This window comes from Pseudomonas sp. Tri1 (genome assembly GCF_017968885.1).
Classification (GTDB): Bacteria; Pseudomonadota; Gammaproteobacteria; order Pseudomonadales; family Pseudomonadaceae; genus Aquipseudomonas.
Window position 1 is genome coordinate 4,217,506 of record NZ_CP072913.1, and the last position, 16,327, is coordinate 4,233,832.

At 59.0% G+C, this 16,327-nt stretch carries 13 protein-coding genes; 6 read left to right on the forward strand and 7 right to left on the reverse strand.

The features are described 5' to 3' along the window. The first annotated feature begins 407 nt into the window (after positions 1-407). The 4 genes from J9870_RS17975 to J9870_RS17990 all read left to right on the forward strand — a co-directional run bounded on the left by J9870_RS17975 (position 408) and on the right by J9870_RS17990 (position 4,777). Positions 408-1,259, forward strand: a complete 852-nt coding sequence (locus tag J9870_RS17975) for a helix-turn-helix transcriptional regulator (RefSeq protein WP_210639324.1) — start codon at positions 408-410, stop codon at positions 1,257-1,259. A 337-nt stretch (positions 1,260-1,596) separates the two neighbouring features. Continuing rightward, positions 1,597-3,882, forward strand: a complete 2,286-nt coding sequence (locus J9870_RS17980; protein ID WP_210639325.1) for a TonB-dependent siderophore receptor — start codon at positions 1,597-1,599, stop codon at positions 3,880-3,882. A 69-nt stretch (positions 3,883-3,951) separates the two neighbouring features. Further along, positions 3,952-4,398, forward strand: coding sequence for a hypothetical protein (locus J9870_RS17985; RefSeq protein ID WP_246883020.1), 447 nt, complete (start codon positions 3,952-3,954; stop codon positions 4,396-4,398). Further along, complete coding sequence (locus J9870_RS17990; protein ID WP_028941356.1) at positions 4,385-4,777, forward strand: hypothetical protein; 393 nt, start codon at positions 4,385-4,387, stop codon at positions 4,775-4,777. The genes J9870_RS17985 and J9870_RS17990 overlap by 14 nt, the downstream gene beginning before the upstream one ends. Before the next feature lie 208 nt (positions 4,778-4,985). Here the strand turns inward: J9870_RS17990 and J9870_RS17995 are convergent, their stop codons facing one another. Both J9870_RS17995 and J9870_RS18000 read right to left on the reverse strand, forming a co-directional pair. After that, positions 4,986-5,387 carry a hypothetical protein gene (locus tag J9870_RS17995; RefSeq protein WP_210639326.1) on the reverse strand — a complete coding sequence of 134 codons (402 nt, stop codon included), beginning with the start codon at positions 5,385-5,387 and terminating at the stop codon, positions 4,986-4,988. A gap of 277 nt (positions 5,388-5,664) precedes the next feature. Continuing rightward, on the reverse strand, positions 5,665-6,558 hold the full coding sequence (locus J9870_RS18000; RefSeq protein ID WP_210639327.1) for a LysR family transcriptional regulator: 894 nt from the start codon (positions 6,556-6,558) through the stop codon (positions 5,665-5,667). 94 nt (positions 6,559-6,652) lie between these two features. Here J9870_RS18000 and J9870_RS18005 point away from each other — a divergent pair, with 94 nt between their 5' ends. Continuing rightward, positions 6,653-7,819: an MFS transporter gene (locus tag J9870_RS18005; protein WP_210639328.1), complete on the forward strand. Its 1,167-nt coding sequence runs from the start codon at positions 6,653-6,655 to the stop codon at positions 7,817-7,819. Between the two features lie 311 nt (positions 7,820-8,130). Here the strand turns inward: J9870_RS18005 and J9870_RS18010 are convergent, their stop codons facing one another. After that, entirely contained in the window at positions 8,131-9,597 is a 1,467-nt protein-coding gene (locus tag J9870_RS18010; protein ID WP_210639329.1) for a glycosyl hydrolase family 18 protein, read from the reverse strand. Between the two features lie 47 nt (positions 9,598-9,644). Further along, positions 9,645-10,280: a lytic polysaccharide monooxygenase auxiliary activity family 9 protein gene (locus J9870_RS18015; RefSeq protein WP_210639330.1), complete on the reverse strand. Its 636-nt coding sequence runs from the start codon at positions 10,278-10,280 to the stop codon at positions 9,645-9,647. Between the two features lie 501 nt (positions 10,281-10,781). Here J9870_RS18015 and J9870_RS18020 point away from each other — a divergent pair. After that, positions 10,782-11,276 carry a GNAT family N-acetyltransferase gene (locus J9870_RS18020; protein WP_246883021.1) on the forward strand — a complete coding sequence of 165 codons (495 nt, stop codon included), beginning with the start codon at positions 10,782-10,784 and terminating at the stop codon, positions 11,274-11,276. Between the two features lie 770 nt (positions 11,277-12,046). Here J9870_RS18020 and J9870_RS18025 read toward each other — a convergent pair. Genes J9870_RS18025 through J9870_RS18035 form a run of 3 tightly spaced genes read right to left on the reverse strand, consistent with a single transcriptional unit; the run spans position 12,047 to position 16,316 of the window. Next, a complete protein-coding gene (locus tag J9870_RS18025; RefSeq protein WP_210639331.1) occupies positions 12,047-13,465 on the reverse strand; it encodes an aldehyde dehydrogenase family protein in 1,419 nt (472 codons plus the stop codon). A gap of 14 nt (positions 13,466-13,479) precedes the next feature. After that, complete coding sequence (locus J9870_RS18030; protein ID WP_210639332.1) at positions 13,480-14,805, reverse strand: aminotransferase class III-fold pyridoxal phosphate-dependent enzyme; 1,326 nt, start codon at positions 14,803-14,805, stop codon at positions 13,480-13,482. Next, positions 14,802-16,316: a serine hydrolase gene (locus J9870_RS18035; RefSeq protein ID WP_210639333.1), complete on the reverse strand. Its 1,515-nt coding sequence runs from the start codon at positions 16,314-16,316 to the stop codon at positions 14,802-14,804. The genes J9870_RS18030 and J9870_RS18035 overlap by 4 nt, the downstream gene beginning before the upstream one ends. Positions 16,317-16,327: the final 11 nt, after the last annotated feature.

The following is a 16,327-nucleotide window of genomic DNA, read 5'->3' on the forward strand; positions in this document are numbered from 1 at the left end:
GTAATAGAAATGGTATCGGCAGCATGCATCAGTGCTGACCATCGAGTTTACAGGTCCCAACCGTCAGAGATCGGCCAAAAGCAGCCATTAGCAGGAGACTGCTTTCGTCCAAAAGCCGTAACTCGTTTGAACGGTGCCTGGTGCTGGCATAATCCAGGCGTCACGAACCCGCTTGATATTGCACAGTGTGAACTGCCGCTGCAGCACGTATTTGCCCCAAACCTTGGCGGAGGTCTAGGCACAAGGATCTTGGGAACGGATGCAGGTCGTGGAGAGAATAGACCTATCCCCTGCCAGGAGGATCCATGCTCCTATGTGGAGGGAAGGCCGGATGTCATTACACTAGCGGCTCATGATACTTTCCAGCTAGGCCAAGGCCTCCTTTTCTATCCGAGTCTCTACACCTCATGTCGAGCATTGCCGTTACCGATCTGACCTCCACCATGGACGTCGACAGCGTCTCGCGGCCGGTTGTGGCTCTGAGTGCCACATTGGTCGCCAAGGACTGGGAAAATGCCACGCATCAGCACCGCAAGGCGCAGCTGATCTACTCGGTTCGCGGCATCCTCAACTGCGAAATCGAAGAAGGCGTCTGGATCGTGCCGCCGCAGTGCGCCTTGTGGATCCCCGGCGACCTGCCCCACTCGGCCTGGGGTTCCGGTGAAGTGGAGTGCTACTGCCTGTTCGTCGAGCAGGATGCCGCGCCGGATCTGCCGACCACCTGCTGCACAATTTCGGTATCGCCGCTGCTGCGCGAGTTGCTGCTCAAGGCGACCGCCGTTCCTGAGCTGTACGCCCCAGGCGGACGGGAGGAACGGCTGCTGGCGGTGTTGCTCGACGAGCTGGTGGCGGCGCCGGTGGAGGACCTGCACCTGCCCATGCCGCGCGACCCACGCTTGCGTCGCCTCGCGGAAATGATCCTAGCGACGCCGGCTGACAAGACGTCGAAGACCGCCTGGGCGACGCACATAGGCATGAGCGAGCGCAGCATGAGCCGCCTGCTGCTGCAGGAAATTGGCATGAGCTTCGGGCGCTGGCGTCGGCAGCTGCACGTGATCCTGGCGCTGCAACGGCTGACCAAGGGTGACAGCGTGCAAACGGTGGCGCTGGAACTGGGCTACGAAAACGCCAGCGGCTTCGTCACGATGTTTCGCAAGGCGGTGGGCAAGCCGCCGGCTCGCTACCTTTCGGATCGCACCGGCAGCGCGGTGACGGCAGCTGCGCCCGGAATCATGCTCCCCGATCCGATCGCCCTCTGATCCAATCCGCCTGTCCTGACGCAAGCCTGCGCTGCTTTATCAAAAAGCCGCGGACTTCAGCGAAGCCCACACGCACCCGGCAACGCCGCTCGCCCATGAAGACGACCGCGCACAACGGCGACATCGCCGCATGTCACGCCGGCCGTTTGCCCCTCGTCAGTCTGCCTGGCAAGTCGACCATATTCCGTAATCAACCATGACTATTACTCAAAACGGCCAGCGGGAGGGTGTCATCATTATTGGCCGAATCGAATAACAATCTGGCCTGATTTCACCATCATGGCGCATTGCCTTTGTTGTTAAATGCGCCATCTAAATGCAAATGAGTATTGCTTAAATGAAAGCTTCATCCATTACAGGGAAGTTTCGCTCGTCTCTTGCTCTGTGCGCCGATTCAGTCGTCTGTCCGCCGCTCGCCGGGCACCTCAAAAACGCGCCCTGCAGCGCGCTGGGCTCGGCGATTGCGGCAGCGCTTCTGCTCAATGCGCCGGGCGCATTTGCCGCCGAGACGGCGCAGCCGCAGAACAAAGCAGCAGACTCAGCCCAGAAGGAAGTGGCCCTGCCGGCAATCCGCGTGACAGGCCAAATGGACAACGCGACCACCGAGGGAACCGGCTCCTACACCACCGGCGAGACGGCTGCGGCGACGCGCCTGCCGATGACGCTGAAGGAAACGCCCCAGGCGGTGACCGTGATCACGCGCCAGCGCATGGACGACCAGCAACTCAACACGGTGCAGAGCGTGCTGGAGAACACCAACGGTGTCACCGCGCGCCAGGCCGACAGCGAGCGCACCAGCTTCTATTCGCGGGGGTTGCTGATTAACAACGTGCAGTACGACGGCATCCCCACCGTGATCGGCAACGCCGTCAACGGCAGCGGCATCAGTGCCCTGGACACCGCCTTCTATGACCGTGTCGAGGTGGTGCGCGGCGGCTCGGCCCTGCTGACCGGCACCGGAAACCCTTCAGCCTCCATCAACCTGGTGCGCAAACGGCCGACACCTGAATTCGCCGCATCCGCCTCCCTCGGCGCCGGGAGCTGGGATACCCACCGCGGCATGGGCGACGTTTCCACACCGCTGACCGAGGACGGCCGCATCCGCGCGCGCCTGGTAGGCACCTATCAGGACGGCAACTCCTACCTGGACGGCTACAAGCCCGAGCGCAAGGCGTTCTACGGCATCGTCGAGGCCGACCTGACCGCCGATACCACGGTGAGCCTGGGCTATGACTACCAGGACATTACGCCGAAGGGCGCCACCTGGGGCGGCTTACCGCTGTGGTACAGCGACGGTTCGCAGATCGATTATTCCCGCTCCAAGAGCTATGGGCAGGACTGGAGCCATTTCGACAATACCCTCAAGACCGCCTTTGCCGAAGTCGAGCACCGCTTCGACAACGGCTGGACGCTCAAGGGCGTGTTCAACCAGTACCGCACCGAAAGCGAATCCGAACTGGTCTCCCTGGGTGGCCGGCCTGACCCTGTCACGGGGCTGGGCGCCTTCCCGTTCGCAGTGGCGTCCGAGGGGCGCAGTCGCCAGAACACCTTTGACGTGATGGCCAGCGGCCCCTTCGAAATGCTCGGCCGCCAGCACGACCTAGTGGTCGGCGCGACAAGCTCACGCCGCAAGGCCCGCCAGGACGATGTAGCGCCGTTCTTCGCAGGCTTTACGCCGATCAACATCCATACCCTGAGCCCAGGCACGCCGCGGCCCAACTTTGATGCCATGCCGCATATCCCGACCCGCACCGAGGTCAAGCAGAGCGGCATCTATAGTGCGGCCCGCTTCTCCCTGGCCGATCCGCTGAAGCTCATCGTCGGCGGGCGCCTGAACTATTACGAGGTCGACGACGACGCCAACGGCAGCACGCTGCACTACAAGAAAAACAACGAATTCACCCCGTACGTCGGACTGGTCTACGACATCGACAGTACCTACTCGGCTTACGTCAGCTACACGGGCATCTTCAACCCGCAAACCGACTTCCGCGACACGACCGGCAACGTGCTCACGCCGTCCAAGGGCAAGACCAAGGAAGTCGGCCTCAAGGCCGCCTACCTGGACGGGCGCCTGAATGCTGCCGTGGCGGTGTTCGAGACCAAGCTGGACAACGCCGCGCAACTGGTCCCCGGCGCGTTCACCCCAGGCGGAGCCAACGCCTATACCGGCGCCGACGGCACCAAGTCTCGCGGCATCGAGTTCGACCTGCAGGGCGAGCTGGCCACTGGCTGGAACATCTACGCCGGTATCGCCCACTTCACCGCCGAGGATGGCGACGGCGAGCGCCTGAACTCCCAGCTACCGCGCACCACGGCCCAGTTCTTCACCACCTACCGGCTGCCCGGCGCGTGGAACAAGCTGACCCTGGGCACAGGCGTGAAGTGGCAGAGCCGCTTTTACCAGGCGCCAGGCGTTGGTACCAGCACGCTGGGCGGCGAACAGAGCGCCTATGCCCTGACCTCGGTGATTGGGCGTTACGCCCTGAGCGAGAACATCGACCTGGACCTCAACGTCAACAACCTATTCGACAAGAAGTACGCCTTGCAGAAAGGTGACTTCGACACCGTGACCTATGGCGCCCCGCGCAACCTGATGGCCACGCTGGACTACCGCTACTGATTGCCCGCAGTACGCGGATCGCTGCCGGCGACTCGCGCCCCTACCGTCTTGAACATCGAGAACGTGCTCATGCCTACCCAAAACCCGGTTCACGTATTGGCGATACACAATGCGAACAAGGTCACCTTGTTCTGGTTGACGACTACTGTTGGCGCAGTGCTCTTCGTGACCTTCCAGTTGTTCTTCTACGTAAACGACTTTGTGAGAGCACAGGGCACCGCCCCGGCGATTACCTTCGAGCCCGGCATGCTGTGGGTGTTTCCTAGCTTCTATGGCTCCTGGATCGTCACGGTGCTCCTCGCCCTGATCGAAACCCGCAAGGCCCAGTGGGCTGTCCTGATCCTCGGCAGCCTGCTTGTCGTGCTCAATACCCTGGGCGGAGTCACCGACGGGCTGCGCGACGGCTGGTACGTCGCCTTCTCGGCGGTATTCTTCATCACCCTGCCCGGCGTGTTCGCCATCGCTGCCAGCTGGCGTCACCTCAACCGCAAAGGAACCCGCCATGCCGATGAATAGCGCTGAATTCCCGCTGGTGTGGATGAGTTTCGCCCACGAGCCCGGGCACGATACCCAGAAGGACTTCGACGAGTTCGCAGCCAACCTGCAGCGCGGCGAACCCTTCGTGCTGCTCAGCGAAACGCCACCCGGCGATGACCATGAGCACTCACCAGAAGAAAAGAAACGCACCACGCTGTGGATGAAGAAGCACAAGGCGCAACTGCGCAGCCTGGTTCTGGCCCTGATCATGGTCGAACCCAGCGCGGCAAAGCGCCTGGGATTCAAGGCATTCGCCGGCCTGTTCGCCAAGGTTTGGGGCTACCCGCTGCTGTTCGCCGCCTCACGCGAGCAGGCCATCGAGATGGCCCACGAACTGCTGCGCAAGACTAACAGGTAGGCGCGCTGAGGGTTGGCTAGCTGAAACGACTCAGTTCGCTACAACTTTACCCTCGGAAACTTCGTCCAGTGATTTGCCGCGAGCTCGCTCTTGCGAAACGGCTTGGTAAGCCGCGGTACTTCTGGGTGATTATCAGGCGTCAGTGCGGTGAGGGCGTGCGATGGGCAGCAAACGGCCAAAAGCGGTCCTTCGGGGGCTCAAGTCGAACCTACTTCGAAAGCCCATTTGCGTCATCGTCGACCTCACACAAAATTCTCTGGAGCTCAGGCCGCGTCCACTTCTCCCAAGGAAATACATCCCGGTCATCGTCGCTGTGCCAATACTCGCCTGCATCAAATGCCTGATAGATAGAAAATGCCGGCTGGGGCATTTCCGCGTGCATGGACAAGTCGACGATATCGCTGATGACAATATTCATCACCTCATCACAGTAATGAAAATCGCGGGTGCCCGTGATAAACAGTCTTGCTACTGAGATCGCCAATTGATTCAAAAGGTCGCGACTGTCGATCCGCAGGTGCTCACACATCACACTTAATTCCGTGTTTGGATCCTTTTCAATGACCGCAAGTACGTAATCAAGGTTGACATCACTCAGACCTTTGTTCATGGGGTGAAAGTACTCGCCAATTCAGTTTTGCCATGGATTCAGGACAGGCCTGTCAGAAAAACATATTGCCAGATGTACTGCCGAACGTCCGCTTTGGCTCGAAAGCAGCTTTTCTTAACTGACGGCTATTGGCCTAAATCGGCCACTCTCGAATAGCCACCGGCCAATCTCGGCTATGGCTCCCGATTGTTCCAATGATGCAGCCACCCACCGATAGCACATGACTACTTGCTTAATGCGACCTGCCTCACCACATCGCAAGAATCAACTGCCCCTCTCACATCCGATGATGCTCCAGCAAAAAATCCACAAACAGCCGCACCCGCGCCGGCATTGCCGAGCCCCCTACGAACACCGCATGAATCGGTTCCCGGTCGCCGGGGTTCCAGGCTTCCAGCAGTGGTATCAGGTCGCCGCGCTGCAGGTCCTCGCTCACGGTGAACTCGCCGATACGCGCAATGCCGGCACCTACTCGCGCGAGTTGTGCCAGGGCTTCACCACTGCTGCATTCGATGTTGCCGCTGACCTTCAGGGAAAACTCACTGCCGTCGCGGATGAACGGCCAGTTGGGTTCGGCACGTCGGAAGTTGAAGCGTAGGCAGTTGTGCCGTAGCAGGTCTTCCGGTTCCTGGGGGTGGCCGTGGCGCTGCAGATATTCGGGCGACGCCACCACTACCTGGCCGGTGTCGCCGATCCTGCGCGCGGTCAGCGGGCTGTCGGGCAGGTGGCCGAAGCGTACCGCCACGTCGGCCTGGCCGCCGAGAATGTCGACCACTTCGTCGCCGAGGGTGAGGTCGACGACGATGTTCGGGTAACGGGCGCTGAATGCTGCCACCAAGGGAACGATGGCCAGCCGTCCATGACCAAGGGCAGCACTGACCCGCAAACGGCCCCTGGGTACGCCCTGGTCGGCAATGGCTTCTTCGACCTCGGCCATGTCGGCCAGGATACGCCGGGCGCCGCGCAGGAACGCCTCACCCTCGGCGGTGAAAGTGATCGCTCGGGTGGTGCGCAACAGCAGGCGGGTGCCAAGACGTTGTTCGGTCCGCGCGATGATCCGGCTGACCGCCGAAGGTGTCAGCCCCAATGCACGCGCGGCGGCCGACAGGCTGCCCTCCCGTGCCACGGTGACGAACACGTCCATTTCACCTGACCTGCCGTTGAAGTCCATTTGTGCCTCTTACGCAAAGGTGATTGCCAAAAACGCTATCTACCGCCTGAAAAGGTTGGATCGTAGCATTGGCAGCATAGATAAGGAGCCTTCCATGCGTATCAATCCACCACTTGTCGCACTCGCCATTGGTGCCTTTGGCATCGGCGTTACTGAGTTCGCCCCCATGGGCATGTTGCCGGGCATCGCTGCTGATCTCGGCGTTTCCATTCCCGCCGCAGGTCTGTTGGTCAGTGCTTACGCCCTGGGCGTATTGCTTGGCGCGCCGCTGATGACCCTGACCACCGGTAGGATTCCCCGGCGCTATCTGCTGATCGGACTCATGGCGATTTTCACCCTGGGTAACCTGATGTCAGCCTTGGCTACCGATTACTACAGCCTCATGGTCGCCAGGGTGGTGACCTCACTGAACCACGGTGCGTTCTTTGGCGTTGGCTCCATCGTCGCCGCCAGTGTGGTCGCCCCAGAGAAACGTGCCGGGGCGGTTGCGGCCATGTTCATGGGCCTGACCCTGGCGACCATCGGCGGTGTGCCGCTGGCCGCCTGGTTTGGTGAACTGTTCGGCTGGCGCACCGCATTCTGGGGGATTACCGGCCTCGGCGTGTTGACCATGGCCGCATTGTGGTTCGCCCTGCCCAACCTGCCGGCGCCGCAAAGCGTCGGTGTACTGGCCGAAATTCGGGTACTGGGCCGTGGCCCGGTGCTGGGGGCGTTGGCCCTGACCGTAGTAGGCTCCGGTGCGATGTTTACTGTCTTCACCTACATCGCGCCGATCCTCAGCAGCGAGACCCATGCGTCCACCGCGTACATCACCGCCATGCTGGTGCTGTTCGGTGTGGGGTTGACGCTGGGCAACATGTGGGGCGGCAAGGCCGCCGATCGCTCGATAGACCACACTCTGATCGTTTCACTGAGCGTGCTGATTCTCGTCTTGCTGGCGTTCACCGCACTGATGCGTTGGCCGCTGCCGACTGCCGTTGCCATCCTGATATGGGGTATCGCCAGCTTCGCCCTGGTGCCGCCGCTACAGATGCGCGTCATGGAAGCGGCCAAGGACGCGCCCAATCTGGCCTCGGCGGTGAACATCGGGGCCTTCAATCTCGGCAACGCGATTGGTGCGGCGCTGGGCGGAGCGGTGATCAAAGCGGGGTTGGGTTATCCGGCGATTTCCCTGGCCGGGGCGGCAATGGCGGGGTTGGGGCTGCTGATGGTGTTGGCCTTTGCCTGGCGCTCCAGAACGATTGCAACTGCGGTGGTATGACGATGATGTGAGGGGGGCTGTTAGTCGCCATTGAGGTGAACAGCCGGCATTACGCATCCGGCAAATCCGGCAACCCTTGTTCTGCCCCAATAACCGCCTATCCTTGCCCCAACTGACTCAGTGGATGGGTGCTACTGCGAAGCCTGCCAAGGCCGACGCCCGTATTGCATTCCGCTTTGAAATCACCAGCGATACGGTGGTGATTTCCTCCTGCAACATGACCTACACAAAGCCATGATTCCAAAATCCGGAGAATCTTTTTTTCGAAGGCAGAGAAAAGCCCGGCATTTCACCGGGCTTTGCATAGCGCTCTAGGCACGCCGTTTGATTGCGACCTTCGACCACAGGGTAAAGGCAACTGGGGGTGTCCAGCCTGAGTTTGATACGTGCTCTTGCAGGCACACGTAATTATTACCTTCGTAAGTCACGCCATCCTCCTTGCGATACCGATGGTTCAACTGCCACTCGGGGAACTCTGGATCGGTGATGTCTCCAGCAGTTCGAACGCTCAGGCTCTTGCTCGGAAGCGACTCATTTCCCTGAGAGTCTGTTGCCGTGACAAAGTAGCTGTACTGAGTGTTCGGCGTTAAGCCTGAGTCTGTCAGCGTTAAAGACGCCGAACGGCCTATCGCAGCCCCATTTCGGTACAACGTGTATGTCTCGATCGGACGAGGGCCGCTTGAAGCCCCCCAACTCAAGATCATACCCGTCTCGGTTACGTCCCTGGCGGACAGGTTTGCGGGAGCCGTCGGCCGGTCACCAGGCTCCGACTCGCCGTGAATCAACGGGGCGTAACGATTGTAGAACTCCCAGTTATAGGAAACATTGTCCCTGGTAATGCCATCGTCCCAGTTGATAGACCAAGTCATCAGCCCTTTGATGGAATGGCCGGCAGAGTCGAGACGCTTGAATGCATTTACCACTGCCGCAGGATCAATCACATAACCAGTGGCCGCCGCATCATTGTTGGCCGGTAAGCCAATGACAAATTTATCTGCTGGGATGGCGATGTAGTCCCGAGTACCCGTTACCAGGCTTTCGGTCAGGTAGTAGAGGAAATCCTCTTTCAACTCATCATTGTTCTGCGCAATCCAGGCACCTTGACCACCGTTGGCCTCCTGAACCCAGATCCCATCACCACCTTGGTTGTAGTACTGAGGCGCGATGAAGTCGTAGTACCCCTCAAGGGCCTGAATGTAGCCAACGTACTTGCCGCCCGTTCTGAGATAGGGAAACTCAGGTGCCATGCTGATGATGAAATGTTTCTCTTCGCCCTTGTAGTGATCCTTCACCAGTTTCAAGGCTGCAGGCAGTACCGTCATGTTGTCAGCGACATCAATGGCGCTTTGCTCAAGGTCGATATCCAACCCATCGAAGCCGTAGACTTCAACCAACCGGATGATCTCATTCGCCAGAGGTTGTTCATCTCCTTTGTGCAACTCGATATGAGCATCGGCGCCACCTAACGAGATCAATACAGCTCTTCCCTGACTGTTCAGCACGCCTACCTGACGGCGAAACTCGTCGTCGGAGAGGTTATAGGGTTTGAAAGTAGGAATGCCCCGGCCTTTCATAAAAGCCACTGCAACAACATTGTAGTCCTTGGGTACATCCACCAGATCTAGATTGGCGAACTGCCCACCTTGATAGCCGTCACTATGACCGGCCGGCCAGTTATGCCAAAAACCCATCAGAATTTTTTTATTGGCAATGCTAGGCATCAAAGAGGCTGAATCACTTACTTTGGACTTCAGCAAAGAAAAATCAATCTTGGTCATTGTTCTATTCCTTCAGAACTGTACTAGGGGCCGTACATAGCCCGACTTTATCTAAAGTTCACATCAAACGCCTGATAGAACGCATTCCCCGTATCAGCAACAACCCACAGCAGGACAATAATATGATGACCATGCTTACCCGTTGGCAGCTTCACTTCATGTTCAACCTTCGCCTTCAATTCGTCGGTATATTCGTAGAAGGGAACCTGGGTATAAAAATCATCATAGAAAGACTTTGGCTCAAGCTGAGCGCGGCTGATACGCTTTTCAGGATCCCAGCCATCCTTAGTAATAAACCAGCTAAAACCCCGAGTCACGTGGGGCATGGTGTATGCCCATTTGACATGAAACGCCTGGCCCGGTTCGACATTCAATAGAGGCCAGGTAAATGGGCGATTCAGTTTTTTGCTCACTTCCTCGTCGGTGAAGTTAACGCAGTCGCGCTCATCAGTCTGGCCACCGCTGAGGATATAACCATCCGCTGGTGGTACCAGGCTCGCGACGTCACTCTCATAAGGTCTTGGGAATGGCCCAGCAGTCGATGATGGGAAGTTTTTACCTCCTTCCATTGCATTAGCATGCCATTCAAGAATAAGGCCCTCGTCTGTAGCAATAGCAGAACGACTAGGAGGGGAAATGACACGGCCGTGCTTCAACTGCGGGTTGGATTCTGGCTTATTCATTGGTTCATTCCTTTGATTAATTGATCTCTCCTCTAGAGGAGAATTCTCAGGCTAGCGCAAGGTATTGGATTGTCCACCATAAAAAACAAATACGACCATGGAATAAATAAAACACACGCTGGTGGACTCTCTCAACACCCGCCACCCGCCTTTTCCACACAAAACCAACGGACAAGAGGACAGGACTAAGCCGACAGCAACTTAGAATCTTTCGAAATATACATTCAGATAACATATAACTTAAACTTTTTGAGCAAGAACATGGACAGCATAAAAATATCGACTAAGGTGAGAAGCATCCTAGCGAGGCACACATTAATTGGGCGAAAGAAGTCGGAGAACACTCCCTGCGCAGGTTGAAAGCTGATAGAACTACGGACACCTAGAAGCGCCCGTTACAGGGCTGCATCTCCCCTGACGCGAGGACTTCCAAATAAATGGCACTGTCCGCGCGGGACGCTTGCTACCGATCTCAGCCACCCAGTGTGCTGGTCAAGTCCGATGCAAACGACAGGTCAAGTCGAATACAATGGTGTGCAATACCCAGTTGAGAACAATATGAAAATTCGAAAAGCCTTACTGACCGATGCAGAATCGGTGTCCAAACTTCTAGGCCAGTTAGGCTACCAAACCTCGCCAATGCTAATCCGAGATAAACTTGAGGCTTTAGAACTTAGCGCTCGGGATACCGTGCTGTTGGCACAAGACGGTAAAAACATTATTGGCGTCATGAGCTTACACGTACTTGAACTGTTTCATCAGCCGGGTAGGCTCGGACGCATTACCTCCCTTGTCATTGATGACGATTTCCGAGGACAAGGCGTAGGGGCAATGCTGGTTTCCGCTGCTGACGCGTTTTTTATAGAGCAACATTGCGTCCGGGCTGAGGTGACTAGCAGTGACCACCGAATACAGGCTCACACTTTTTATCAGCAGCAAGGTTACGCAGTCGACGAGCGTCGGTTTGTCAAACGGTATGATTCTTCTGGGGCATAGTGAGTGTAAATTCGGTGAGCACGTCACCTTGATAAAAATATAAAACTGGTGAGCGGCGTGTATTGCCCGAACGTTTACCTGCTTCCGGCCAGAAGCGGTCATTCGAACAAGGTCCCTCCGTGAATTTATATGAGCATCAACCATAACTATGACACTTATCAAAGGCGACATCATCAAATTGACCTACGTCGATTCTACGAAGGCCCTATATGTTGACTGGATAAATGCTCGTGATGCGGCGCCTGGAGATATTGCAGTCGTTAATGAAACGTTTAGCACGGAGTCCGGACTCATCGTCCGTCTATTGTGTGAGCACCGGCCAGGCTTTCAAGAATGGTGCGCCACATTTCATGAAGTAGATTTGACTTACGAACTATTGCTCGTAAAACCAAGTTTCGACGACGAAATTTAAAAGTCCGCTTCGGGTCGAAAATCGCCATCCCAGAGGCTGCTTTCGGCCAGAAGCAGCCGGTGAGGAAAGTCAACTTTCGACCCAGAGCGGTCATCCACTCATGAGTATTGGGTTCATGCGCCCACGTCATTTATCAATTCGCGCCAGACGTCCCTTGCCTTCTGCTCCGAGGTAAAGACTTGTATTTTTGGATGCCAGAATTGCCCCTCAATTACGATGCATTCCAAGGTAGAGTCCTGAAACGTAAAGACATAATGGATGATTATCCACAGCTCAGTTATGACCTCATATAAGCGCCAACCCACGCACAAAGTGGCCGTTGATTCATCTGTCGCCCCGTCGCGCACCTCTGAAGCCGTCAATACCCAAACAGCGACTTGCTCTCCAGGTATTCTTCAAACCCCATCTCCCCCCACTCGCGCCCATTACCCGACTGTTTATAGCCGCCAAACGGCGCGGCCTGGTCGGCCCGGGCGCCATTGAGATGGACCATGCCGGTGCGCAATTGCCGCGCAACCCTGCGGCTGCGTTCGAGGCCGGTCGAGGTGACGTAGCCTGACAAGCCGTAAGGGCTGTCGTTCGCGATGGCTATCGCCTCGGCCTCGCTGTCGTACGGCATGATCGCCAGGACCGGGCCGAAGATTTCTTCCCGCGCCACCAGCATGTCCGGGGTGACGTCGGCAAATACCGTAGGTTGCACGTAGTAGCCGCGCTCAACCCCTTGTGGTCGCCCCAGCCCTCCGGCGATCAATCGCGAGCCCTCGGCGATGGCTTGGGCGATCATGGCCTGTACCCGTTCGAATTGCAGGGCATTCGCCACGGGACCGATGGCGCAGGTCGGGTTACTGTCGTCGAAGCACACCTGCGCCAGCACTTCCCGGACGATATCAACCACCGCCTGTTGTTGCGCGCGCGGTACTAGCAGGCGCGTTGGCGCATTGCACGACTGGCCGCTGTTACGGATGCACGCCTGTACCCCGTGGCGCACCGCGCTAGGCAAGTAGGCATCGTCGAGCAGGATGTTCGCGGATTTGCCGCCCAGTTCCTGGGACACACGCTTCACCGTATCGGCCGCCGCCTTGGCCACTGCGATGCCGGCGCGGGTCGAGCCGGTAAACGACACCATATCCACCTCGGCATGGCTGGCCAGCGCAGCGCCAACCCCTGGCCCATTACCGTTGACCAAGTTGAACACCCCCTTCGGCACTCCGGCCTCATGCAGGATTTGCGCGACGATATACGCCGACAACGGCGCACACTCACTTGGCTTGAGTACGACCGTGCAGCCCACCGCCAGGGCGGGTGCGAGCTTGCAGGTGAGTTGATTGAGTGGCCAGTTCCAGGGGGTGATCAGGGCGCACACGCCGATAGGCTCACGCAGTACCAGCGTCTGGCCCAGGCGCCGCTCGAAGCGGTACTCGCGCAGCACTTCCAGCGCCTGCGCCAGATGGCCCAGGCCTGCCGGGACATGAGCGCTTCGGGCCAGGGACAGCGGCGCGCCCATCTCCAGATGAACCGCCTCGATCAACGCCTCGCTATGGCGTTTGTAGGCCTCGATGATGCGCTGCAGCAAGTCGATACGTGTCTGGAGCGAACTCGCGGCGAACGCCGGAAAAGCCTGCCGGGCCGCGCCGAGCGCACGGTCTACATCGCGAGCATCGCCCAGGATGATGCGCGCAACCCCCTGCTCGGTGGACGGGTTTACCACGGTCTCGACGGTTTCGCCGTGGGGTTTGACCCAGGCGCCGTCAATGTAGAACTCAAACAAATCGTACATACCATCGACTCCCTTCAGGCAACCTGGTTCAAGGCAGCCGCCAAGGTGTCGAACACCTGGGCGATCTCGTGCTGGCTGATCACCAACGGCGGTGAAATCACGATGGTGTCGCCCGAACCGCGCACCAGTACGCCGTGCTCAAAGCACCACTGCGCAACTTCACTGCCACGCGCGCCGGCGGCACCGGGGCGCGGCTCGAGTTCGACGGCGCAAAGCAAGCCGATGGTGCGTACGTCCAGCACCGGCCCCACACCCTGCAGCGCCAGCGCGGCCGACTGCCAGGGCCCGCTGACCGTGTTGACGTGTTGATTGATGCCCAGTTCGCGATGCACCTCGATGGTCGCCAACCCGGCCGCACACGCCAGCGGATGCGCCGAATAGGTATAGCCATGCATCAGCTCGATGACGTTCGCCGGCCCGGCCATGAACGCTTCGTACACCGCTCCGCTTACCAGCACGCCGCCCATGGGCACGGCGCCGTTGGTCAGGCCTTTGGCGGTGGTGATCAGGTCTGGCGTTACGCCGAACGCCTGGGCGGCGAAGCTGGCGCCGACGCGGCCAAAACCGGTGATCACTTCATCGAAAATCAGCAGCACGCCATGCCGGGTGCAGATCTCGCGCAAGCGTTGCAGATAACCCTGGGGCGGCGGGTACACCCCGCCGGAGCCTGTCACCGGCTCCACGATCACCGCGGCCACAGTGCTCGGATCCTGAATGTCCAACAGTTGTGTCAGCGCGTCGGCGTAATGTTCGCCCTGCTTCGGTTGCCCGGCGCTGAAACGCATACCCGCGTCGTACGGCAGCGGCAGGTGTGACACTTCGCCCAACAACGGACCGAAGTCACGCTTCTGCCGGCCGATACCCGACACCGACAGCCCACCGAAACCCATGCCGTGATAGCCCTTGGCACGCCCGATAAACTTGGTACGGCGGCTGTCGCCGCGGGCCTGGTGATACGCCCGGGCAATCTTCAACGCGGTGTCGACGGCCTCGGAACCTGAGTTGGTAAAGAACACCTGCGCCATGCCGGCCGGGCTGATGTCGATCAGGCGCTCGGCCATCTCCAGGGCGTGGGGGTGGCTCATCTTGAATGACGAGACAAAGTCCAGGCGCCCCGCCGCCTCGCGAATGGCCTCGACGATTTTCGGCTGGCCATGCCCGGCGTTGACGCACCAGAGCCCCGCCATTGCATCGAGTACACGACGCCCATCGGTGGTGGTGTAGTACATGCCGTCAGCACTGGCGAACATCATCGGTTGGTGCTGGAACTGGCGCATCGGGGTAAACGGTGCCCAGAACGCGCCACACTCGGAACCTGTCGGGTTGGAAATATCGTTCATAGCGACTCCTGCAAAGCTGTTCTTGGATGGCCGATCAGCGTCGGGCGCTGCAACGGGCCGGCGTTAACGTTGACGCTGCGGTCCACGTACAACTTGCCGCGCTCAATACGGCAGCTGACACGGTCACAAAACGCCATCTCGACAAACTGCCAGGTCATGCTTAATACCCCGTCGTCGGTCCAGCGCGCCTGTGCCACCACCGGGGTGAGTTCCGGCTGGTATTGGTGATGCAGATAATGGCCGGTCATGCTGGTCTGGCTTTCGATGCCATTGGCCAGCCCGGCGCGAACGCAGTGGGTGCCACGGGGGTCGGTGAGGTAGAAATCGCAATGATCAGGGCCAAGCACCAAACGTATTTCGCTGACTTGATCTTCGTTGGCCTCCACCACAAACGTGCCGTTGAACTCGGCGTGACGCGGTGAGGTCGACGCCCCTGAGAGAGCCGGCCGCCGCTGGCGTGCCAACAGCGCTGCCAACTCGGCATCCGCCGCGCCGTCGGTGGGTACACCCAGCGCCGGCAACAGATGTTCCCAGAGCAGGCTGTGCAAGCGCCGCTCGCCCAAGGGCAGCCCGGCGGTAAACGCAATCACCGCGTTTTGGCGTGGCAAGACGATGCACTGCTGACCAAATACCCCGGAGGCGTAGTAGCCACCGTGCAGGGTCATCCACCACTGGTAGCCGTAGCCTTCGCGGCGCGTGACACCTGCGTCGCTCGAGTCGCGGCCCTGGTAGCGCTTGCCGTCGAAGGCCCCCATCCATACATCATCGACATGCCCACGGGTGGCTTCGGCCACCCATTCCCGGGATAACAGCTGCTGCCCTTCCCAGTTGCCTTGTTGCAAGTGCAGCACACCGAACTTGAGCAAGTCCTCAGTGCTGCAACTCAGGCCATTGCCGCCGGTGTTGAAGCCACCAGGTGCCAGGTCCCACTCGATGGGCCCCATGGCCATGGGTTGGAAGATACGTGCGTTGCACAATTCAAAGGCCGTCTGGCCGCTGACCACGCTGACAATCGCCGAGAGCATGAAGCTCGAGGCGCTGCTGTAGATAAAGTGCTGCCCTGGTGGGTCCTCGACCGGTTCATCGAGGAACAGCTTGACCCAGCTTTCACTGCGCCCACGCCAGGCCCCGCCGGAAATGCCCTGGCGATGGCCGGTGCGCATGGTCAGCAAATCGCGCACGGTCATGGCTGCCAGGTTTGCGCTGATAGTTACCGGGCAATCGGCGGCAAAAAAGTCCACCACCTTGGCGTCCAGCGACAGCACGCCGTCATCCACCAACAGCCCGATGGCCATGGATACCCAGCTTTTGGTGACCGAATGCTGAACATGCAACCGCTCGGCGCGATAAGGCGCCCAAAACGCTTCGGCCACCACCGCACCGTCGCGGTACAGCATGAAACTGTGCAACTCCAGGCCCGCAGCGTTCACCGCTTCAATGAAATCACTCACGCCACGCGCCGATACGCGTTGTTGGCTGGGCAGTGCCCGCCGCAACGGCAAACTCGTCATCTGATCTATCC

What these genes read in the sequence shown, in the direction of transcription:
- J9870_RS17980 (WP_210639325.1), top strand. Translation starts at nt 1,597, where the DNA reads ATGAAAGCTTCATCCATTACAGGGAAGTTTCGCTCGTCTCTTGCTCTG.
- J9870_RS18030 (WP_210639332.1), bottom strand. Translation starts at nt 14,805, where the DNA reads ATGAACGATATTTCCAACCCGACAGGTTCCGAGTGTGGCGCGTTCTGG.
- J9870_RS18025 (WP_210639331.1), bottom strand. Translation starts at nt 13,465, where the DNA reads ATGTACGATTTGTTTGAGTTCTACATTGACGGCGCCTGGGTCAAACCC.
- J9870_RS18035 (WP_210639333.1), bottom strand. Translation starts at nt 16,316, where the DNA reads ATGACGAGTTTGCCGTTGCGGCGGGCACTGCCCAGCCAACAACGCGTA.
- J9870_RS17995 (WP_210639326.1), bottom strand. Translation starts at nt 5,387, where the DNA reads ATGAACAAAGGTCTGAGTGATGTCAACCTTGATTACGTACTTGCGGTC.
- J9870_RS17990 (WP_028941356.1), top strand. Translation starts at nt 4,385, where the DNA reads ATGCCGATGAATAGCGCTGAATTCCCGCTGGTGTGGATGAGTTTCGCC.
- J9870_RS17975 (WP_210639324.1), top strand. Translation starts at nt 408, where the DNA reads ATGTCGAGCATTGCCGTTACCGATCTGACCTCCACCATGGACGTCGAC.
- J9870_RS18020 (WP_246883021.1), top strand. Translation starts at nt 10,782, where the DNA reads ATGCAAACGACAGGTCAAGTCGAATACAATGGTGTGCAATACCCAGTT.
- J9870_RS18005 (WP_210639328.1), top strand. Translation starts at nt 6,653, where the DNA reads ATGCGTATCAATCCACCACTTGTCGCACTCGCCATTGGTGCCTTTGGC.
- J9870_RS17985 (WP_246883020.1), top strand. Translation starts at nt 3,952, where the DNA reads ATGCCTACCCAAAACCCGGTTCACGTATTGGCGATACACAATGCGAAC.
- J9870_RS18000 (WP_210639327.1), bottom strand. Translation starts at nt 6,558, where the DNA reads ATGGACTTCAACGGCAGGTCAGGTGAAATGGACGTGTTCGTCACCGTG.
- J9870_RS18010 (WP_210639329.1), bottom strand. Translation starts at nt 9,597, where the DNA reads ATGACCAAGATTGATTTTTCTTTGCTGAAGTCCAAAGTAAGTGATTCA.
- J9870_RS18015 (WP_210639330.1), bottom strand. Translation starts at nt 10,280, where the DNA reads ATGAATAAGCCAGAATCCAACCCGCAGTTGAAGCACGGCCGTGTCATT.